The organism is Coleofasciculus sp. D1-CHI-01, from assembly GCF_040218875.1.
GTDB lineage: Bacteria > Cyanobacteriota > Cyanobacteriia > Cyanobacteriales > Coleofasciculaceae > Coleofasciculus.
Window position 1 is genome coordinate 73,079 of the sequence record NZ_JAVJQP010000100.1, and the last position, 22,192, is coordinate 95,270.

15 protein-coding genes and 1 tRNA gene are annotated in these 22,192 nt (G+C 47.4%); 8 read left to right on the top strand and 8 right to left on the bottom strand.

The features are described 5' to 3' along the window. Positions 1–340 precede the first annotated feature (340 nt). On the bottom strand, positions 341–2,791 hold the full coding sequence (gene pheT, locus RIB93_RS18705) for a phenylalanine--tRNA ligase subunit beta (protein ID WP_446374425.1): 2,451 nt from the start codon (positions 2,789–2,791) through the stop codon (positions 341–343). A 505-nt stretch (positions 2,792–3,296) separates the two neighbouring features. Here pheT and RIB93_RS18710 point away from each other — a divergent pair. The 3 genes from RIB93_RS18710 to RIB93_RS18720 all read left to right on the top strand — a co-directional run bounded on the left by RIB93_RS18710 (position 3,297) and on the right by RIB93_RS18720 (position 6,101). Continuing rightward, positions 3,297–4,937, top strand: a complete 1,641-nt coding sequence (locus RIB93_RS18710) for a protein kinase domain-containing protein (RefSeq protein ID WP_446374427.1) — start codon at positions 3,297–3,299, stop codon at positions 4,935–4,937. Positions 4,938–5,073: 136 nt separating this feature from the next. Then, positions 5,074–5,658: an endonuclease dU gene (locus RIB93_RS18715; RefSeq protein WP_446374429.1), complete on the top strand. Its 585-nt coding sequence runs from the start codon at positions 5,074–5,076 to the stop codon at positions 5,656–5,658. Between the two features lie 44 nt (positions 5,659–5,702). After that, positions 5,703–6,101: a DUF1816 domain-containing protein gene (locus tag RIB93_RS18720; RefSeq protein ID WP_446374431.1), complete on the top strand. Its 399-nt coding sequence runs from the start codon at positions 5,703–5,705 to the stop codon at positions 6,099–6,101. A 10-nt stretch (positions 6,102–6,111) separates the two neighbouring features. On the opposite strand, the gene RIB93_RS18725 is transcribed toward RIB93_RS18720, so the two are convergent. The 6 genes from RIB93_RS18725 to RIB93_RS18750 all read right to left on the bottom strand — a co-directional run bounded on the left by RIB93_RS18725 (position 6,112) and on the right by RIB93_RS18750 (position 14,040). After that, positions 6,112–6,840, bottom strand: coding sequence for a Stp1/IreP family PP2C-type Ser/Thr phosphatase (locus RIB93_RS18725; RefSeq protein ID WP_446374433.1), 729 nt, complete (start codon positions 6,838–6,840; stop codon positions 6,112–6,114). A 34-nt stretch (positions 6,841–6,874) separates the two neighbouring features. Continuing rightward, complete coding sequence (locus RIB93_RS18730) at positions 6,875–8,578, bottom strand: ABC1 kinase family protein (RefSeq protein WP_446374449.1); 1,704 nt, start codon at positions 8,576–8,578, stop codon at positions 6,875–6,877. 285 nt (positions 8,579–8,863) lie between these two features. Continuing rightward, complete coding sequence (locus tag RIB93_RS18735; protein WP_446374435.1) at positions 8,864–9,193, bottom strand: DUF6825 family protein; 330 nt, start codon at positions 9,191–9,193, stop codon at positions 8,864–8,866. Positions 9,194–9,282: 89 nt separating this feature from the next. After that, positions 9,283–10,626: a serine/threonine protein kinase gene (locus RIB93_RS18740; protein WP_446374437.1), complete on the bottom strand. Its 1,344-nt coding sequence runs from the start codon at positions 10,624–10,626 to the stop codon at positions 9,283–9,285. Positions 10,627–10,825: 199 nt separating this feature from the next. Then, the gene (locus tag RIB93_RS18745) at positions 10,826–13,672 is read right to left on the bottom strand and encodes a CBS domain-containing protein (RefSeq protein ID WP_446374439.1); all 2,847 of its coding nucleotides are present in this window, start codon (positions 13,670–13,672) and stop codon (positions 10,826–10,828) included. A 20-nt stretch (positions 13,673–13,692) separates the two neighbouring features. After that, complete coding sequence (locus tag RIB93_RS18750; RefSeq protein WP_446374441.1) at positions 13,693–14,040, bottom strand: hypothetical protein; 348 nt, start codon at positions 14,038–14,040, stop codon at positions 13,693–13,695. 68 nt (positions 14,041–14,108) lie between these two features. Here RIB93_RS18750 and psbZ point away from each other — a divergent pair, with 68 nt between their 5' ends. The 5 genes from psbZ (at position 14,109) to RIB93_RS18775 (ending at position 17,111) form a co-directional block, all read left to right on the top strand. Beyond that, positions 14,109–14,300, top strand: a complete 192-nt coding sequence (gene psbZ / locus RIB93_RS18755; protein WP_006102213.1) for a photosystem II reaction center protein PsbZ — start codon at positions 14,109–14,111, stop codon at positions 14,298–14,300. A gap of 86 nt (positions 14,301–14,386) precedes the next feature. Further along, positions 14,387–14,989 (top strand): 6,7-dimethyl-8-ribityllumazine synthase, encoded by a 603-nt coding sequence (ribH, locus tag RIB93_RS18760; protein WP_044208144.1) that lies wholly within the window; start codon positions 14,387–14,389, stop codon positions 14,987–14,989. Between the two features lie 122 nt (positions 14,990–15,111). Further along, positions 15,112–15,183 (top strand) — tRNA-Gly (locus RIB93_RS18765). A gap of 245 nt (positions 15,184–15,428) precedes the next feature. Continuing rightward, complete coding sequence (locus RIB93_RS18770) at positions 15,429–15,839, top strand: hypothetical protein (RefSeq protein WP_006102156.1); 411 nt, start codon at positions 15,429–15,431, stop codon at positions 15,837–15,839. A 9-nt stretch (positions 15,840–15,848) separates the two neighbouring features. Then, positions 15,849–17,111: a glutamate-5-semialdehyde dehydrogenase gene (locus RIB93_RS18775; protein WP_446374451.1), complete on the top strand. Its 1,263-nt coding sequence runs from the start codon at positions 15,849–15,851 to the stop codon at positions 17,109–17,111. A gap of 74 nt (positions 17,112–17,185) precedes the next feature. Here RIB93_RS18775 and RIB93_RS18780 read toward each other — a convergent pair. Continuing rightward, positions 17,186–22,192: CHAT domain-containing protein (locus RIB93_RS18780; protein ID WP_446374443.1), on the bottom strand; the 5,007-nt coding region annotated here is incomplete at its 5' end.

Sequence of the window (22,192 nt, forward strand, 5' to 3'; positions counted from 1 at the left end):
GTTTAATCTACTTAATCGGTGTTATATTCGTATTGTACACGACCAAATCGAAAGTGTCAGGATGTCCAGAAAGAAAATCTACAACGAATCCAAACGCAAAGTTACTATGACATTGACCGAAACGGCTATTCGGTGGTTAGAGCAGGAAAAAGAAAGTATAGGCGCAAACAGCCTTAGTGATACGATTGAACGCATGGCGCGAAACAAAAAGGTGAAAAATTGCTAGAAAAATCTAGAAATTTCCGGCAAATAAGCCTTTTATCATTAACCCCACATTACGTATTTGGGCATAACAAGTCAACTGTTAACAAATGACAAAGGACAAATGACAAATGACAACTTAACTTCTCAGGCTAACGCCAAATTTTTCTAATAAGGCGTCTCGAACCTTCTGGTGGGCGGATTCCACTTCTTTGTCCTTCAGCGTGCGATCGCCTGCGCGATAAATTAACCTGAAAGCCAGACTGCGCTGTCCTTCTGGCACTCGTTCCCCGCGATATTCATCGAATAATTGCACCGATTCCAATAGGCTTCCGGCGGCTTGTTGAGTGGTGCGTTGAATCTCGGCGACTGAGACAGTATCGGGTACAAAGAAGGCGATGTCTCTGTCGGCGGCTGGGAATGTGGAATAAACTGAAAATCTCGGTGTTAAGTTTTCATCTTGGGCAAGGGCATTTAACATGACATCTAGGTCTAACTCAAACCCATAGACTTCATCGGGTAAACTCAATTGAACTCGAAGCTGGGGATGCAGTTGCCCAAATCTGCCCAAGCGATCGCCTTGTATCCATAAGGAAGCGGTACGCCCTGGATGCAGGCGCGAATCCTGGCGATCGGGTTGATATTCCACGGTTAACCCTAAGCGTTCAAACACGCTTTCGATGATTCCCTTCGCTTCATACCAACTCATCGGCGCATCTTGTCCGCCTCTAGTCCATTTCCCCTGACTGGGATCACCACCCAAAATTCCCGCCACGCGATCGCTTTCAGCAAATCCATCTTCGTCACGCCAGAAAATTCGCCCGATTTCAAACCCATTCAATACCCCATTCCCTTGTTCGAGGTTGTACTGGGCGACTTCGATTAATCCTGAGAGTAAGTCAGTACGCAGGGCAGAATATTCCACAAATAGAGGATTAGATAGGCTAATTTGCTCCTCTTTTTCTTCCGGTTTCACGAGGGAATATTGCAGCAATTCCGTTAATCCAGATGCACGGAAGGCTTCCCGAATCTTGCGGATTAAAACCTGGTCAATCGATAGATAACCCGGTTCGGTTTTCGGCGGTAAATCTTCACAAAACTTATCATAGCCGTAGAGACGGGCAACTTCTTCAATCAGGTCGATTTCCCGTTCTAAGTCTCGGTAGCGGTAGGGGGGAACCGTGACCATCCATTTTACCGCCTCGTCGGATTCGACAGACTCCAGTTGACATGCCAACGCCGTGAGAATGCGTTCAACGTCATCGGGCTGAATGTCACCAATCTCATCACCCAAATCCACTGGACCGAGTACCTGATTCACCCGTTCTAGGCGTAATTCAATCGATCGCACCCAACTATCTGGATCAGGGCGGGTATCGGCGACTTCTTGGACAATGGGTTTACCCTGGGCGAGTTCTTGGATTAACGCGATCGCTCGTTTAGCCGCGATGCCTAATTCGGCTTGATTGACGCCCCGTTCGTAACGGGTGGATGCCTCCGTGCGTAAGCCTTGAGAGCGGGCGGAACGACGAATGGCAACGGGTTCAAACAGGGCGGCTTCTAGAACCAGATTCTCTGTTCCCTCATGGACTTCGGTTTCCTCACCACCCATCACTCCTCCCAGCGCCACGGGACGATCATTGGCGGTAATTAACAGCGTTTGGGGATGAAGGGTGCGGGATTGACCATCTAGAGTCGTTAGCGATTCCTCTCCCTTAGCAAAGCGAACCCCGATAGTTAAGGATTTGTCACCTGCTACTTGTTGTAAGCGATCGCGGTCAAAGGCGTGGAGAGGCTGACCCCATTCCAACAGAATATAGTTGGTAATATCTACAACATTATTAATCGGTCGTACACCGGCGGCTTGTAAACGCTGTTTTAACCACGTTGGCGAGGGTTGAATTTTCACGCCTTCAATAACTGTACCGATATAAGCAGGACTTGCTTTCGGGTCAGCAATTTTCAACGTCAACCCACCCGTACCTTGAGGAATCGTCAACTCTGGCGTTTTTGGCAGGTTCAAAGATGCACCTGTCAGGGCGGCGACTTCACGAGCCACCCCAACCATACTCAACGCATCCGCCCGATTCGCCGTTGCGGTCAAATCCAGGATCACATCCGTAAGTCCCAGGAGAGGACGAGCATCACTCCCCACTTGTAGCGTCTGTGCCTCAAAGATGTGAATTCCTTCCGACTCTTTTTCCAAGCCAACTTCTGCCAAGGAACAAATCATGCCCTCGGAACGCACTCCCCGCAGTTTCGAGGAGCGAATTTTCAAATCCACCGTGGGCAGGTAAGTCCCTACCGTAGCTACAGGGACATAAGCCTCTGCCCGGACATTAGCCGCGCCACAGACAATGGTGACTGGATCATTGGCGTCTCCAATATCAACTTGAGTGACTCTCAGCTTATCGGCATTGGGGTGAGGCTGCACATCCAGAACCTTCCCCACAACTACGCCATCGGCTAACTGCCGCTGATCCTCAATATCCTCGACCTCAAATCCAGCATTGGTGAGAATTTCCGCAATTTCTTGGGGAGCTAGGGTCACATCCACCAGTTCCCGCAGCCAATTTAAAGAGATACGCATTAATTTCTTGCTTTTACCGACCTCAGCTTAGATGCAGTTCCGTTACTGTTGATCTCACTATACCCGATTTGTTATTCGTCATTTGTCATTCGTCAGGGAACAGGGAACAGGGAACAGGGAACAGGGAACAGGGAACAGGGAATAGGCAATGATCCCCCAGATCCCCCAGATCCCAGACGTAGCATGCTACGTCTCTACATGCTCCCCCGACTTGCGACACTTTACCCATTCTTCACAAACAGAGGACAATCTTTATCAAGACTTTATCCAAAAAAGACTCAAATCAATGCGTTATTTGGGCATCTGTGCCTAAACGACAGGATAAACTAAGATATCCTGTAGATAGATAAGATTGCTTACCAAGGCTTACCAAAGCGAGGGTGCATTCGGCGGTGCGTTTCCCACTAAAGTCAACTATAGATCTTAATAGATAAGCCGGGTGCTTCGATCACAATTGAGAAAGCTTTCGTCCTAGCCCGGACAAACGCCCCATTGGTGATGCTGAATGAGCTACTGCCTAAATCCTGACTGTCCTCAGCCCAAAAATCCGCTGCACGTCACTAGCTGTCAGGCGTGTGGTCATCCTATTATGTTGCGAAATCGCTATCGTGTGCTAAAAACCCTAGGTCAAGGCGGATTTGGCGCTACGTTTTTAGCCAGAGATGAGTCTCTTCCTGGCAATCCCAGTTGCGTCATTAAACAACTTCGTCCCGCAACAAACACATCACAGGTTCTGGAAATGGCTCAAAAGCTATTTGAGCGAGAAGCCAGAACCCTCGGCAAGATTGGCAATCATCCTCAAGTTCCCCGACTGTTGGATTTTTTTCAAGACAATCAGCAGTTTTATTTGGTACAGGAGTATATTAGTGGACTTACGTTACAGCAAGAAATTAAACAATGTGGTCCCCTCTCAGAAGCCGGAGTCAAGCAATTTCTGAGTGAAGTTCTCCCCCTGATTAAATATATCCATAGCCAAGAGGTGATCCACCGGGATATCAAACCGGCTAATTTAATTCGACGAGAGCAAGACCGAAAACTGGTCTTGATTGACTTTGGTGCGGTTAAAGATGAAGTCAACCAAGCCGCCGTTGCCAATACCTCTGATCAAACCGCCTTGACAAATTTTGCCATTGGGACTCCCGGTTTTGCTCCGCCGGAACAAATGGCATTGCGACCCGTTTATGCCAGTGACATTTATGCTCTTGGCGTAACTAGCGTGTATTTACTCACCGGAAAATCGCCAAAAGATTTAGATTACAATCCCTCCACTGGTGAAATGGTCTGGCGTAAATCTGTGCAAGTCAGCGATCATTTTGCGACTGTGTTGAAAAAAATGCTGGAGGCTTCTGTTCGTCATCGCTATCAAACGGCAGAAGAGATTCTCAGAGCGCTAGACTTAGAACCTTATTTTGATAGTTTGGTTCAAGGAATGGCAATGCCGACCTCTGGGCTATCGAATACAAATACAAATGGCAATTCCACCGAAGTTCAAGAGGTAGACTCGCCCAGTTCTCCTTCCTCTCCTTCATCGGCGACCCAGAAGTTAGCGGAGGCGATTCGTAAGCGTCGTGAACGACGGGAACGTAGTCGTCCGGGTTCTCCCAACACCATGGGTAATGGTAATCCCCGCAGTCAATTTATATCTAGGTCAGTGACAGAAATTCATACAGGGAATATACCATCGAGCCAAAGTTTTGCCAGCAGTAGACCCAAAAAACTTGATGCTAATGGTGTGTTAACGGCATATATGAAAGGTCGGAGAGATTTTGCTTCCCATGATTTAAGTGGGTTAGATTTACAAAAATCGGATTTATCTGGCGGGATTTTTTACCAGTCCAAGTTAACTCGCATTAATTTACAAGGTGCTGATTTATCCAGTGCTGATTTTGGTCAGGCAAGCTTAACTCGGGCAAATTTGCGAGATGCCAATTTAGGACGGGCTTATTTGAGCAATTCGGATTTAGAGGGGACAGATTTACGCGGGGCAGATTTAAGTTTTGCTTATCTGAATCATGCCAATCTTAAGGGGGCAAATCTCTGTGGCGCGAATCTTGCCAATGCCAAAATTACGGAGGAACAGTTAGCTTTAGCTAAAACGAATTGGGCAACAATTATGCCGAATGGCAAGCGAGGTCTTTGGTCATAGTCATTTGTCATTTGTCCTTTGTCATTCATCATTTGTCCTTTGTCATACTCGCTTCGCGAGAAGCAAGCTACGTCATTTGTCATTCAGCTAATATCAGTACCCGTACAATTGATATTGGTTGGCTTCATGGAACTCTATGGAACTTGATGATCTTGTGCGACTCAATCGCGTCATTCGCGTCATTGGCTTTGACGACGCACCGTTTTCTCGTCATGCCAGCGCCAAAGTGTCCATTGCGGGAGTGGTTTGTGCGGGAACGCGCTTTGAGGGGATGGTTTGGGGAGAGGTGGAACGAGATGGCTGGGATGCGACGGATAGGATTGTTCAGCTATTAGTTGGGCGGAAGTTCTTACCCCAACTGCATGTTTTGCTGTTGGATGGTATTGGTTTTGGTGGCTTTAATTTGATAGACTTGCCCCAGCTTTGCGATCGCCTGAGTCTCCCCTGTGTGTCTCTGATGCGGCGTATGCCTAATGTAGAAGCAGTCAAACAGGCAATTCATCGTTTACCTCAACCTGAACAGCGTCTCCACCTCCTGCAACGCGCTGGAACCATTCATTCTTATCCCCCTTTCTTTTTTCAGGTTTGTGGTGCGAATCCCCAAGTTATCGCATCGGTTCTAGAGCGTGTAACGGACTGTGGTAAAGTCCCCGAAGCCTTACGTTTAGCTCATCTAATCGGTGCGGCTGTGGTTAAGGGCGAAAGTAGCAGTTCGGCTTAGGATTTGGGTAAATCTCAAGTGTTGCTGGCTTAACAGGTAGTATCTTGTTGGATAATCGTTATTTTGTTTATGAAGTCGTTGGTTTGCGTCAGAGTGCAGCTACCGACACCCTCAACTACCCCATTCGTCGGAGTAGTTCTGTCTTGATCAGAGTTCCGTACAGCCGCATGAACCAAACGATGCGGCGAATTTCCCAATTAGGTGGCAAGATTGTCAGCATACGAAGCCTAACTCCTGACACAGAGCAAGAGAGTTCCTTCGCTTGGTGGGTAGAAATTGTCACCGCAGAACCTGCGGTCACTTACTACTTTGGACCTTATGATACTCCAGAAGAAGCCGCGTCTTATGAAGCGGGTTACATTGAGGATTTAGAACAAGAGGGCGCTCAAGGGATCGCCGTGACGGTTAAATGGTGCAAGCCCGAAAATTTAACTATTTTTTAAGCTCTCTGGGTCAGATCGCGTCAATTTTGACTAGGATCACGGTGATATTGTCCCGTCCGCCTTTGTCTTTAGCGGCGGCAATTAGGTTAGCGGCAATCTCTTCGCCATCCCCATTGGATTGGAGATGGGACGCGATCGCGGTGTCCGAGAGTTCCTCAGTCAGTCCGTCGGTACAAAGGAGCAGGAAATCTCCTGACAGAATCTCCATGGACTCGACATCAACTGACTTTAAGTCCTTGCGACCTAGACATTGGGACAACACATGACGCCAGGGATGCGTTCGCGCCTGTTCTGGAGTCAGATCCCCAGCTTTCATGGCGCGTGCTACCCAGGTATGGTCATCCGTCATTTGTTCGAGTTTTAATTGTCGCCATCGATAGAGGCGAGAATCACCCACATGAGCCAGCCAAGGCTGACCTTTACGGAAGATGACCACGACAGCCGTCGTGCCCATGTCTGCCCGTTCGGGATGCTTTTTTTGATCCTCTAAGATTGCCTGATTAGCATCGTAGAGGGCTTGTTCCAGTAACGTTTCCGAAGGGACTGACTCTAGCCATTGCCGCTCTAAACGTGCCTGAATGACCTCTGTAGCCAGTTGGCTGGCTTCCTGTCCCCCGGCATGACCGCCCATGCCGTCGGCGACAATGAAAAAGCGTCCCTTCGGATCGATGTAGTAATAGTCCTGGTTTACGGTACGAATTAAGCCCGGGTCAGTGAGACCCGTAAAGCGACATTTCATAAAGTTTGTGCTGGCGTCAATAACCTTATGGGAGTTATAACATGCGATCGTATCGGTCGAGTCTTCGGAGTAAACGAATTAGGGCAAAAGCGATCGCGGCGGCGACTAACGCCACAACTAATGCCAGCCCGACTTGACCATTAACAAATAAGATCGTAGCTGACAATGTGAATGCACTGAGTAGTAACGCATAGTTTGTTCCTATCTGAATGCTACTCATGCGGCGCAAGATCCGATCCGACTCGATAGAACGAACCCGTAGACGTATATCTCCCCGTTCTAATTTTTCAATCGTATCCTCAATCCGCCGAGGTAATCCCAACGCCGTATTACTCACTTGAGCCGCTTGGCGTCCCAATTCATTCAAGAATGTATTACCCTCAGGGCTATTACCGTTAGTCATGATTTGCAGAGCAAAAGGTTTTGCCACTTCCATAAAGTTAAATTCTGGGTCTAAGCCCTTGCCCACTCCTTCCAAGGTGGAAAAGGCTCGCATCACAAACGTGAAGGTTGCCGGAAAGCGAAATGGCTGACCATAAGCTATTTCATAGAGATCGTCGCTAATTTCACTCACCGACTGATTCTCAAATGGCTTATCCATAAAGTGATCCAGCATATACTGAATCGAACGCCGCACCGGACCCATATCATCAACCGGAGACAAGGCACCTAATGCGACCAAAGACTCAACAACTCGACTGGCATCTTTTTGGGCAACGCCAAAAAGCGTCTGCATTAACCCTTCCCTGACATTTGCCTTAATCCGCCCCATCATGCCGAAATCATAGAAGATCAATGAGCCTTCCGGACTAACCGCAATATTGCCGGGATGGGGATCGGCATGGAAAAAACCGTCATTGAGCAACTGCTGTAGGTAAGCTTTTGCCCCTAGTTGAGCCAGCAGTTTCCGATCCAATCCAGCGGCTTCTAGTGCCTCGTAGTGACTAATCTTAATTCCTGGAGCATACTCTAGGGTTAAGACTCGATTTGAGGTATAGCGCCAATAGACACGCGGAACTTTTACCCAATCGTAGGTGCGGAAATTACGGCGGAAGGTATCAGCATTGCGCCCTTCACTAAGATAATCAATCTCTTCCCAAAGAATGCGACAGCATTCTTCATAAATGCCCATCCAGTCTCGACCTCGACCCCAATCGGGGTGATTTTGGAAGTAACGGGCAATCCCCTTGAGAATTTGTAGGTCTATCGTAAACAGTTTCCGCAAGCCCGGTCGTTGTACCTTGACCACAACCTCTTCCCCACTCTGGAGTTGAGCTTTGTGGACTTGTCCTAAACTGGCTGCTGCTAGAGGAATCGGATCAAAATTGTCAAAGAGTTCACTTACAGATTTCCCTAAATCTTTCTTGACAATTGCCTCGGCTTGATCGTAGTTAAAAGCGGGGACGCGATCCTGTAGTTTAGACAGTTCCTCTACATATTCACCAGGGAATAAGTCAGACCGAGTTGAAAATAGCTGTCCCACCTTGATGAAGGTTGGACCTAACTCTAAAAACGTATCTCGAATCCAGATTGCCTGTGTCTTACGACGAGCCGCCTGTTTTGCATCGGTCATACCCCCTGGATAGCTCCAAGGTTTGCCGTTGAGCCACAACTGGAAGAGGAGGGTTAAAACAAATGTCCAAATATCGACAAATCGTCGATGTCGGGAATAGTTTTCCCGATTCCAACGATATGCCTTGTCTTGGTTTATCCCTCTTAGGGAACGTTGGCTAGACACCTGGCGTTCCTTATATTGTTTGAGGTTGACATAGTTATCAGAAACAGCAGACACCTAGATTCCTGAATGATGGTCTCCTCTTAATCTTAATAAAAATTCAAAATCTTTGAAAGCTAAGCACACCCCAAGCGAGTATCTGTAATACCAAATCTGGGGTGACTACCCCCTTTTTGGTAGAGACAAGGCAGATGGCTCCAAGGCAGATGGCTCCAAGGCTTCAAGGAATTTGCCGTCATGCACGCTTGCTGTTACCTCAACCTGGAAATACCTCCAGGATCACTCAAATCAAGTCACTGATTCATTGCGATAGAGTTGTAGCTCAGTCCGCAAGCGAGCAATTTCAGCTCGTAACTCGTCAATAGTAGCTTGTAGGTCAACGGATTGAGAACCAGTCGAAACAGTAGTACTAGAAGAGCGATCGCCCATGGCGATTTCCATTTCCTGTTGCGCCCTTTCCATGACTTGCTCAGTAAACTGTTGCAAATGCTCTCGCTGTTCAGCATCAAATTTGCCAAGTTCGCTCAGAGCATTCGTTAAGGAGTCTTCTACGCGATCGCCCAGAGTTTGAGCTAGCGATCGTCCTACAAAAAAGGCATGAATGACTGGATTGCTCATTGGGAAAATATTGTGGGTATCTGTAACGAATTATAACGTGCTTGAAACCCGCCCCGACAAACCAGGTTCCCAACTAGCGCAGCCAAGGGTCAAAACATTCCCTGTTCCCTGTTCTCTGTGCCCTTTTCTCTGACAAATTTTGGAGGTTCGGAAACGGGCCAATCGCTACGGGGAGGAAAGGTTTGTTGGGTATGCAAAATCGTTGCTCCAGGTTCACTTGGTTGATTGAGTCGTACAGCACAACCGAATCCAATCCCGGCTGACGCCGCGATCGCTCCTGTCATGAACAAGGCTTGTAACGGTATTGAGGCTTTGGTTTGGGGAGGTTTGAGGTTTGAATGTAGAGACGTGCCATGGCGCGTCTTTGACCCAACGCTAGGCTCATCGGGAAACGGGTTTGTAGGGGCGGGTTTAGGAAATTTTGTTTCGCTATTGATGGTAACGTTTGTACAAAACCCGCCCTGACTCAAGGTTGAGTGTTGACTCTTTGCTCCCCTTGATGGCACAGGGTTAACCTTGGACTTGCCAGGTAGGGAACCTACTTTTGACTTTGGCTGGTTTTCCACTGGCTGAGTGGTTATCGGTTCAAGGATAGTAACAGACTCCTGAAGGGGAAGCTGCTTTAGCCAAGTGTCTATCGTTTGGGGACGGTTTTTGGGGATGAGTTCTAAACCGTACTGTAATGCTTGTTGAATGGTGGGACTCAATTTAGACGGGGCTGGCGAGAGTGAGGAAAATAGACAATTGTCTCCCTGGGCTGATAACCTCTGTCGCACAGGTGCGGGTAAGGGAGGATATCCGGTGAGTAAGCAGTAGAATGTGGCGGTTAAGGCATAGATATCAGTTTGCCGCGTCGCTGTGTTTGCCAAGGTGTTGTCTTCTGGAGGAGCATAGCCAGCAGAGAGGAAGCTGGCGTAGGTTTGTTTGATGCCTGGGGTGAACTCATAGAGCATCCCAACTTCACATAACACAACGCGATCGCTATCCTGACGCCGAATAATGTTTTTAGGTTGGATATCTCGGTGTAGTAACTCGACTTGGTGTAGAACCTTTACCGCATCACTGATTTGACGGATATAGTTGATCGCCTCAGCCTCTGGCAAGGAACCCGCTTGCAGAACGTCTGCCAATGTCTGTCCGGGGATATACTCCATAACCAGATAGGGATATCCCTTGTCCTCAAAATAGTCGAGGACGCGAACTAGATGAGGATGCTGGCAGTAGTTCAAGCGTTTGGCAATGTCTAAAAATTGCTGCTTGAATTGATTAACATTTGGATGCTGGCGCAGCGCTGCACCTAGGGTTTTGATCACAACCGATTGACCTAACTCTGTATCGGTTGCTTTATAGGTGAGACTGAAAACACCCGCACCCAGTTGGGTACTGAGAACATATTTCCCTTTGTTTAAAGCCCGTCCTGCCTTCAAGTTCATAAAAATTCACTCCCCACAAGCACAAATAATGCTATAGCCTAGATGGAGTATATCCAAATTTTGGTCAGGTTTTTGGTGTAGCGACGGTTGCTGTTAAAAACTCTTCGGGACAACTCGCCCTCTTTTGTATTGATGAGAGTCAATACTTTAAGGTGACTGGATGAACGAAGAATCACCCGTGCTTCGACGCGGGTGATTGTCAATTAGAGCAAGGATAATGCTGATCTAAAAATGCTTTGGCATCTGCTTTATTCTTAATCACGCTATCCAAAGTTGCGGCTAACAGGGCATCTAATATCTCTTTATAGTGTGGTCCTGGCTTATACTCCAAACCTTTGAGATCATTGCCATTAAGAGGAGCTTGCACGGTTGCCAAGTTTGTGAAATAGTGCCACAACTTGCGCCGAATTGCTCTAGAACTGTGTACGGCAATCAAAACCAAGGTAGGTAATTTATACTGACGTAGCAGCAATACGACTTCACTGGGATGCTGACATTGGGGTAGAGACTCCACCACTTCGGTTTGGGCTTGTCCGAGATGCTGAAGTCGCTCAATACTATCATTAGGCAGTTGTAACTTTTTTGCCACCTTGCCGCGTTCTTGAGGGTCTAGATAGGCAATTAACACCTCTAGACGCATCTGCCAATGTTTTAGGGTTTGGTCAGGGTCAAAGCGTCGTAACCAACGGTCAATTAGACGAACCCGCCACCATAACAATGAGTCAAGCTTTAAGCTGGGATGAAGACAGCGCAATGCTCCGAGTGAGCCGATGAGTTGGAATGCCCGTTGCCAATAAGGGGCTTCTAGGATGTACTTTAATTCGGCTTTCAAGCGGGTTTCTAGAGCAGGCGCTCGCGTATTTGCTCCTAGCGATCGCTCATAAACACCACTCTCTAGTGCATACTGGATATAGTCTTTAGTCTGGGGTTCCAGTTCAAAGCCTAAGCGCACCGCAAACCGCACCGCTCGATAAATCCGGGTAGGATCTTCGATAAAACTATTAGCGTGCAAGACGCGAATTTGACGCGATCGCAAATCCAACATCCCGCCAAAAAAATCCAGTAGGGGCAACGCTTCACCTCGCCTTCCGGTCAGTCGGGCTGCCATGGCGTTAATCGTAAAATCTCGCCGATAGAGATCCTGGCGAATAGAACTGGCTTCCACTTCTGGATTCGCCGCCGGATAAGGATAAAACTCAGTTCGGGCAGTGGCAATATCAATCCACAAAGAATCCAGCACCGGGTCATTATGCCACAGTAATGCTGCCGTTTGAAACGCCCCATGCACATCTAAGCGAGCATTCGGATACCGTTCTCGCAAGGCTTTCGCCAAAGTTACACCTGCACCCACATCAGCCGCCCGATGAAACCCATCAACCACCAAATCCACATCTTCTAAGAGCAGCGGTTGGCTCTCATCCGCCAGCAAAATATCCCGAACGGCTCCCCCCACCACATAGAGATGCCAACCCCGTTCCTGGGCTTCCTGGGCGGCTTGAGTGAGCAATTGCCACAGGGTAGGAGCAAGGCGTTCCCGCATATTTAACAGGCGGGATGAGGGATAGGTCATCTGGATGGGGCAAGTCTCTCCCCAACGCTCTTGCTCTTGGCGCAATTGTCGCAGGACATCGGTACGAGTGACAATCCCGACTAACTGCCCATTCTCTAACACGGGTAAGCGTCCAATATCATAAGTCACCATCAGCGACTCAATTTCGGGTAGTGAGGTTTGGGGGGTAATGGTTTTCAGGTTTCGGGTCATATACCCTTTAACTGGGGCATGACCTAAACCGTGATGCAGTGCTAAATCAATATCTCGCCGTGAAATAATCCCAATTAACTGGTCATTTTGATCAACAACAGACAGTCCAGAATGGCCATAACGCAGCAAAATCCGCTGCGCTTCGCCAACGGTTGTATCGGGGCGAATAGTTCGCACCGGGGAAGACATTAACTCTAGGGCGCTTAGGGGTTGGGGAATTTGTTCCTTGAATTGATCAACGAGTTGGGGCAAAACCTCTGGGGGATTTTCATGGCGTAGGGTGACAGCGGCGGCTTGAGAATGCCCCCCTCCACCTAGGGGTTGTAAGAGCGCATTTAAATTCGTGCCAGGAATTCGCGATCGCCCGATAATCGTCAGGCGAGATGATTTTGAGTGTTGATAGTTGGATTCACTCCCATCTTCTAGAGGTTTCACCGGAACGTCTCTACAAGCTCCCTCATCTCCCCCAGCTCCCCCAGCTCCCTCTGCTTCCCCAGCTCCCCCAGCTCCCCCATCTCCCCCATCTCCCCCAGCTCCCCCATACTCCGCCGCCAACAATAGGGCGTCGCTTTCGGTCAGGTCAACTAATCGCGAGGCTAAACTTGATAGTCCTGGTACATAGTCTGGGGTTTTTAGGAATACCAAAGAAAGGGTATAACCTTGGTGATTTTGAGATTGTAACTGGTCTAGGGCGGTGGTGAGCAGTTGTTGCAACTGGGGCGAAAGTCCTGGATCAACATAGTCAGCAATCTGGCGGATATTTGCCCCTTGTGTCATTAACCAAGCCAGAGCCATGGCATCCCGTGGGGTAGTTTGGTCAAAGGTTAAGGAACCTGTATCCACATGGATACCGAGTGCCATCACTGTGGCTTCGGCTGTAGTTAATTGGATTGAGGTTTGTTGTAATTGCTCAACGATGAGCGTTGTGGTGGCACCAACGGGTTCAACCTGTCGGAATGTGGCAGGAATATCACAATGAGTGTCGCTGTGATGATCGTAAAGTTCAATGGCACTAAGATGAGGCAAGTCGAACCATTGAGCGGCTTTACCTAAGCGATCGCGCTTTTGGGTATCCACCACGACAAGGGAATGAATTTGGTCTACTTTAACCGAACGTCGTTCAATCAAAGCATACTCATCCCGATGCAGTGCCAAAAAATCCCGAACCGCCGGGTGAGCGCCCCCGGTTAGGACAAGTTTCGCTCCTGTTTTCAGGCGCGTCAGCCCAACAGCCGCTCCTAGGGCATCAAAGTCGCTAATCATGTGACACAAGATTAAGTCCATGGTTTGTCATTTGTCATTCGTCATTTGTTTGATCTCTCTGCTCCCCCTGCTCCCCCTGCTTCCCCTGCTCCCCCTGCTCCCCCTGCTCCCCCTGCTCCCCCTGCTTCCCCTGCTCCCCCTGCTCCCCCTGCTCCCCCTGCTTCCCCTGCTCCCCCTGCTCCCCCTGCTCCCCCTGCTTCCCCTGCTCCCCCTGCTTCCCCTGCTCCCCCTGCTTCCCCTGCTCCCCCTGCTTCCCCTGCTCCCCCTGCTCCCCCTGCTCCCCCTGCTTCCCCTGCTCCCCCTGCTTCCCCTGCTTCCCCTGCTCCCCCTGCTCCCCCTGCTCCCTCATCTTCCCCATCTGCCTTGTTGTTGATTTTCAGTTTTTTCAAAAAAGCGGGTCAATTTTTGGTAGCTTACTAATCAGAAGGATTTAACGTCTTGAAAGGCACAACAGGAAATGTCTATCTTATTTCAAATATCACTGGCAGCTTTGGTTATTTTGTCATTCGTCATGGTGGTGGGTGTCCCTGTCGCCTATGCTACCCCCCAAAACTGGGAGCAATCAAAAAACTTGATTTGGCTAGGTTCAGGGCTTTGGCTGGCTCTGGTTATTGTGGTTGGCATCCTGAACTATTTTGTGGTAGCCTGACCTTCTCCCCGCCTGAAGGATTAAATTCAGACGGGGCTTCTCCACCAACAGACAGATGCTCATGACGCAAGAAGGCAAAGATAGCCATGGCAGTTTTTGAGGGAAATTTCACATCAGCCAGCTCCCTGCGCTTGGCAATTATCATCGGTCGATTTAATGATCTTGTGACAGAGAAGCTATTAGCCGGGTGTCAAGATTGCCTGAAACGCCACGGTGTTGATCCCAATCCTCATGGCTCCCAAGTTGATTATATTTGGGTGCCAGGTAGTTTTGAAGTCCCTCTCATGGCTCGTCAAGCTGCCCTTAGCCACCGCTATGATGCGGTGATTTGCTTGGGCGCTGTCATTCGCGGTCAAACCCCCCATTTTGATTATGTGGCGGCTGAAGTCTCCAAGGGCATTGCCGCCGCTAGCTTTCAAACTGGAATCCCTGTCGTCTTTGGGGTTCTAACGGCTGATACGATGCAGCAAGCCTTAGAACGGGCAGGAATCAAGAGTAATAAGGGTTGGGAATATGCCATGAGTGCCTTAGAAATGGCGAGTTTAATGCAGCAGTTCAAGGGGCAAAATGGCTCAACCTCTTATAATGCTTATGATCCGGCAGGAACTCCTCAGTCTTTGCCTGTTTCATCAGGGCGGTCTCTTCCTTCAGAGTCAGCTTCAGAATACAATGAGTCTGGGAATTCATGATCTACTCAGACTCTACCTCTCCCTGTTGCAGGTCATGTCCTGGAACAGGAGAGTCATGGCAACTCAATAAATCACTTGACAAAGCTCGATTATTCTGAGACACTGTATAAAGCAAAATAAATGCGGGTATAGCTCAGTGGTAGAGCGTCACCTTGCCAAGGTGAATGTCGCGCGTTCGAATCGCGTTACCCGCTTAGTTTAAAAGCGAAGTTGTAATGACCTCGCTTTTTCTTATATACAGTTTGTCTATGCAGGGCTGGTTACCCAAAATTGGTCAAGGGGAAAGAAAGCGCTAATATGAGAGCATGAGCGTCTCCCAGAAAGCCTCTAGTGGAGAATTGATGGGGATAAGTTTAAGTTATAGTGAATCACGATGCAGCCTGATTATGTCATCAGGAACATTCAATCATCAACGTAATCTTGGTTTTGAATAGCGCTTGTGCCACCTCAGAAAGCTCAAAAGATAGATTTAAGTAAGGAATATCCCTGCCCTTGTCGGCGGCGGGGGTGTTTAGTGCCGATTACCCTGACAGAAGCATTTGGCTGTAATCGCTGTCAGCAGATTTTCGTTCTTGAAGAAAATGGGCTTATAATCGAGCAATTATCGACGACTTATCCCTACAAAAAAACGTGGCGTTGGACAGGTCATCGCTGGGCGAGTACCCAAGGGAATCTTGGCGAAAGCTATCTACCTGTAGCCCTCTTAATCGTGCTGGTTTTGCTGATTGTCTGGTTACCCCTAGCGCTGCAATCTCCAACCGGTCCGTCTATAATTCTCTGGGCATTACTGGCAGTGATTTTAGCGGTGTTGCCAGCGCTTATGGTTTGGTTAGCTTATCGGCGTTCGTAAATGATGGATATGGAAGCCTCTGATCCTACGCCTCAGTCCAACCGTGTGATTGCCAGATCACATCGGGCATCTGTGGTGTTGGCAACGACAAAAGGAGTTGAGCGATCGCGTGGCGTTCAAGCCATGGTAAAAGCCCTGCAAAATGCGTTTGATGATATTTTGGATGCCAATACCATGGACTTGGAAGCCAGTCGAGAAATGGCAGTTCCTGATTTGGTATTAGATTGGCTGAAGCTGACGCCAGAACGACTCCAGATTGCGATTGGGATTTTGCAGCGGATTGGGGAATTATCTGATCCGATTCGTCGGGTGATGAATGCGTCTTATCAACTTGACCATTCTCAAACCTATTGTCAAATGATGCCGTTGGGCGTGATTGCCTTAATTTATGAGGCGTTCCCTGAGTTAGGTGCGATCGCGGCGGGTTTTTGCATTAAAACGGGGAATAGTCTGATATTAAAAGGGACTAGCGAAGCCAGTCAATCGAATCAAGTGATTGCCCAAGCGTTACAGAACGCCTTGGACGAGGCGGGTTTACCCTCAGGTTGTTTGGAATTGTTCCCGTCTGAACAGGGGGCTTCTATGCGAGATTTAGTCACACGAGATGACTATTTAAACTTGGTGATTCCTTATGGACGCCCGACGCTAGTGCAGCAAGTTTTGCAACAAGCAACGGTACCCGTTTTAAGATCAGCAATGGGGAACTGCTATCTCTACTGGTCTGAATCAGGGACTTGGGATGGGGTGCGATCGATTATTTTAGACAGCCACGCCAGTATCCCTGATCCAGTGAATGCGATTGAAAAAGTCTTGATCCATCGCAATCAAAAGCCATCCTCGTTAATGAATCTCTGTAAGAGTTTAAGTGACAAAGGTTTTAAACTCAAAGCTGATGCTGAGTTGGTGGCAAAGTTTCCCGATCAATTGACTCTAGCGTCTGAATCAGAATGGAGTCAACCGTATTTAGGTAAAGTCGTCGCCTTCAAATTAGTCGATAACACCGAAGACGCGATCGAGTGGATTAATCAATACAGTAGTCGCCATGCTGACTGCTTAGTTACTGAGTCTTATCTGGAAAGTCGCCAATTTTCTCTCAAAGTTGATAGTGCTTCGGTTTATCTCAATTCCTCACCACGATTTTCCCGCAATCCCCAACGTGGGGACTCGGTATTTCTGGGGATGTCTAATCAAAAAGGGTATCGTCGCGGGATGATTACTTTGGAGACGTTAACCACACTCAAACAGGTGGTTCAGGGGAATGGGCAGTTTTAGTTATTTGTTATTCGTCATTGGTCATTGGTCATTAGTCATTTGTTATTTGTTTGTTATTGGTTGTTTCCTCTTAACTACCACGGATTCCCGACTAAAGTAAACGCACTCCAATAATAGGGATGAGTCAGATCAATAGTTCCCTGGTTGAGTAATTCCTCAGGTAAAGAAATCCTAGCCGATGGCGTGACTAATTCATCACCGTCTAATTTTACTTCCCCCCGCATCATTGCCAATTGTGCCTGTCGTAAAGCTTCAGCTTTAATCGGGGCTTGTTTTAACTGTTGATAAAATGTGGTCATCAGTCCTAATGTCCCGCTATCACTGACATACCAGAGACTCCCCAATGCCGATTTTACCCCAGCTTGTACCGCTAATCCGGTAAAGCCTAATTCAGCTTGTTCATCCCCTAGGGCTGAACGACAAGCACTTAACACCATCAGTTCAACTGGGGGATTATCTAATTGTAACTCTCGCAATTTATCTAGGGTTAATCGGGTATCCCAAAACTGAATATAGGAGTTACTCGGTTTTCCAGCTTTAAACTCTCCATGGGTGGCGAGATGGAGAATGCCAAAGGGTTGATTAGCGCGGGCTTGTTTGAGATTTTCTAGGGTAAACTTTTGGTTAAGAAAGGATTCCCCTGACCACAACTGATTGGTAATCAAGGATAATTCTTGGGGGACAGCCGGTAAAGGGTCTTGTTCCTCAAATCGAGAAGCGCCCATGGCTAAGATATCAGCGTTGCGGATATCTACATACCGAGTATCAGTGAGGCTAAAACTGGGCATTAATCCGACGCTGTAGTTCTCAATAATAAATTGATTTCCATCATAGAGGGTAGCGATGGGAAGAGAACGCAAGCCACTATCCATGACGAAGCTAAGATTATTAATTTCTTGGGCTTGTAATTCTTCTTCAATGGGGGAAATTAACCAATCATAAAGTTGTTGCGCCGACGGTTTATAGGGGCGAGGAATGCGAACATTGGTGACAGCGCGACGTAGTTGTTGCACTTGTTGCAGGACTTTTTCTCGTGTTGCACCGGGAACGGGACGGCGAATGATGTCTCCAGAAGCGGTAACCAGGACGAGTTCCAGTTGGTCAGTGGGTTGGGGATTAGGGTTAGTTGAAAGTTGTTGGTGTTGAGGGGTGGAAGCATTAAACTGCCAAAGGATTTCGTTTTGGTTTTTGGGTTTGGGTTTTTCGGGAGTGGGGGTTTGGGGTTTAAAGAAAGCGTAAATCAGGGCGGGTTTTATGCCAGTAATTTGTTCAATTTGAGTAAGCTGGGCTTTGGTTTCTTGAGGCGTAACGGTGCGGGTATTTCTAACTCCGAGATGACTTTCATACGCATTGGTGAAGTTGCCTTCTTGTTGAGCCACTTCCGTTTCAGCGGCTGGGGTTGTGGTGGTGTTGGTTGTGGTGGGAACGGATGCTGATTCGGAGGGTTCGCTGGTGTCTTCGTCTTCGGCTAATTGATTATTATCTTCTTCCGGAAGTTCGCTAACTTCAGTCGGTTGGATAACATCAACTGGATTAACGCTGGTGTCTTCTTCGAGTAATACGTTGTTATCTTCTTCTGGAAGTTCGTTATCCTCAGTGGGTTGGATGATATCAACGAGATTGATTGGGGCATCATCCACAGGTTCTTCTTCAGGAATTGTCGGTGCATCAACACTAATAATTTCGATGTCGCCGTCTATCTGGGTAAAGAGCAAGGATTGTGTGGGAAGGATAGTAATATCACCATCGGTAATTGCACCAACTGTACCATTGGTTGTGGCATCACCAATAATAAAGGGAGTCTCGCCGTTACCTCCATGGCGAATCGTAATACTACCATTATCATCCCCACCAGCGCTAGAAATACTGGCTTCTTCACCGTTAGCGTCGGTAAAGGTATCGGTGGCGCGGAAAAATTGACCTGCGGTGATATCAATGTTACCGCCTTTGCCATTGTTACCTCCTTCAGCGTTAATAAAGCTAACTTCAATATCGCCAATGGGGTCAAGGGTGACATCACCGCCATCGCCAGAACTACCGCTACTATTAATTTCACCCAGAGTCATCGAGTTCAAGGCTTGGATAAAAATATCACCGCCACTGGTTCCGGAACTTGTCAGGTTGTTGGTGGTAATTACTCCATTATTGCTGGTTAGGGTAATGTCTCCACCGGGATTGAGGGTTGAATTAGTATTGATGTTGGCTGTATTAATGGTTTGATTGGCGGTAACGGTAACGGTGGTGGCTGTAATATTTTGGGTGGTAACAGTGTTGGCACGATTAATCGTCAGGTTATTTAAGGGAGTGATGTCACCGATGTTTCCTGTAGCGTTAATATTACCTGTTCCTGCATCAAGAGTGAGTGTCTGAGTTCCATTAATTGCGCCATTAAGATTGATATTACCTGCACCACTGTTGGTATTAAGGAGGACGGGATTTCCCAGATTAGTGTTACCCGTAATCGTAATGTTCTGGTTAGCGGTGGCGATATTAGCGTTCAGGTTTGTGGTTGCACTATTGAGGGTAATGGAGGCGTTTCCTGACCCGGTGATGGTTCCGTTAACATCAATGGTTGCCCCCTGAATGGTGACTGGTTTATTAAATTCAATTGGGTTGATGGTAATCGGGTTTGTATTTCCCTGTCCGATGGTTAGGGTATTAAAGTTAGATTGAAATTCATTTAATTCACTCGTTGTCAAGTCTAAAGCGGTGGTGTTGTTATTGGTTGCACCAATGGTGATGGCTTGGTTAGATGTGGCAGGTTTTAGGATTAGGCTATTTCCGTTTGTGATTGCACCTAAATTATTAATTTCACCAGCTTTTAGGGTTAATGAGTAACTATTGGCATTTAAGCCGGAGGCAAAAGACAGAGTGGTTAGTCCAGCATCTAAGGTCACATCGTTATCTAGAGTGACTGGACTATTAAAGGTAATGTTATTTCCTGTGGTGATATTGCCGATAATGTTCGTGTTACTTGAATTGACTTCTAAGCTACCGTTAATTGTTAAAGATGACAGTTGGATAGTATTGGTGTCGTTGAGGGTAACGTTTCTGGCACTGCTAACGGCGACTGTGTTGAAGTTATTGGCATTATTTAAGGTGATATCGTTGCCGTTAGCATTTAATGTCGTGTCACCTGTAACACTCAGGTTGTCACTATCGGTAATATTACCCCCAGCCGTCACACCAAATGTGCCAGTAATATTAGAAGCGCCTAAATCAATCCCATTATTGTCGTTTAAGGTAACATTTGCGCCATTGGCGACTACTGTAGTGAAGTTATTGGCATTATTTAAAGTAATATCATTGCCATTGGCATTTAATGTCGTCTCACCTGTAACACTCAGGTTGCCACTATCGGTAATATTACCCCCGGCAGTAACATCTAATGTGCCAGTAATCGTGGCAGCACCTAAATCAATCTCATTGCTGTCGTTTAAGGTGACGTTTCTGCCACTGCTTACGGCTACTGTGTTGAAGTTATTGGTAGTATTGGCAAATGTGATATCATTGCTCGTTCCTGTTGCCAGTGTAGCTTGACCATTTACTGTTACCGTACCGATGTTTTGGGTAATGTTTCCTGTTGTCGCGGTAACATTCAGGTTATTCGGTAGGTTTATAGTATTAGTGAATGTGGGATTGCCACCTTGTACTGTCAGGTTAAACGTTTCACCACTCAGGTCAACATCGTTAATCGTAACGTTTCCTGTAACGGTACTATTGCCAATTGTGACTGTGCCATTGGATTGTAAATTGCTTAAATCTGTCCCATTCAGGTTAAAAGCACCTGCCGCACTATCACCTATACCAATCGTTGAGGTAGCGCTACTTGGTTGGAAGGTGGCATTTGCCGCTGAAACTGTACCATTAATATTCACATTGGTGGCAGTCACACCTAAATTACCCGTAATTGTGGAAGCGCCTAAATTAATCCCATTGCTGTCGTTTAAGGTAACATTTGCGCCACTGTTTACGACTACTGTACTGAAGTTATTGGCATCATCTAGGGTAATGTCATTGCCATTAGCATTTAATGTCGTCGTGCCACCCGTAACATTTAGGTTGCCACTATCCATAATTGCACCCCCGGCAGTCACAGCGAATGTTCCAGTAATCGTAGAAGCATCTAAAACAATCCCATTGCTGTCGTTTAATTGAACATTTGCGCCATTGGCAGCTACTGTACTGAAGTTGTTGGCATTATCTAGAGTAATATCATTCCCAGTAGCATTTAAGGTGGTGACACCCCCAACCGTGAGGTTCTCCAAGTCGGTGATAGTACCATTAGCCGTGATGTTAAGAGTACCCGAAATGTTAAAAGGTTGGTCAAAAGGTGCTGATTTATCGGAACTTCCTAGCTGTATTGCAATGTTATTAACATCATTGATATCATCTCTGAGTGAGACATTGTTAGCACTGGTGACTAAAACCTCATTGAAGTTATTGCCGTTATTGTTGAGGGCGATGTTATTCGCTGCACCTGCGGCTAACCGAGTTCTACCACCAATATCTAATGTTCCAGCCGTTTGAGTAATCGCACCATTGGCGGTAATAAAGAGGTTTTGCTTGCTAGTTGAAATACTTTGATTGAGTTGAACAGCGCCCCCTGCCTGAAAATCTAAAGCCAATCCATCCCCTGGTGTATTAGCCGCATCGGGGGTGCTATCAAATATCTTCCCATCGATGATGATATCGTTTGCCGCATTCAAGATTAAGGCTCTCTGCCCCGTGCCGTTAAAATCTAAATCTGTAGCTAGAGTGATATTTCCCTCTTGGGTGCCTGCGGCTCCTGTGTCTACAGTGACATTACCCCCAGTTAAGCCAGCTAAGAGCGTATTAATATTGAGTACTGAGTTATCCGCCGTAGCAGTAAAATTAGGCGCAGTGCCACTATTGCTATCAGCCACCCCACTAATGGTGATATTGTAGGGGTCAATTAACCAAGTTCCCCCATCCCCAGCAGGTGCTGTGATATCGGGAGCAAAAGGAACATCTAAAAAGCCAGCACTACTGGTTTCGACAAAACCGCCATCTCCAGCAATTGCCCCACCTCTAGCGCTAATATGACCATAAGTACGAGT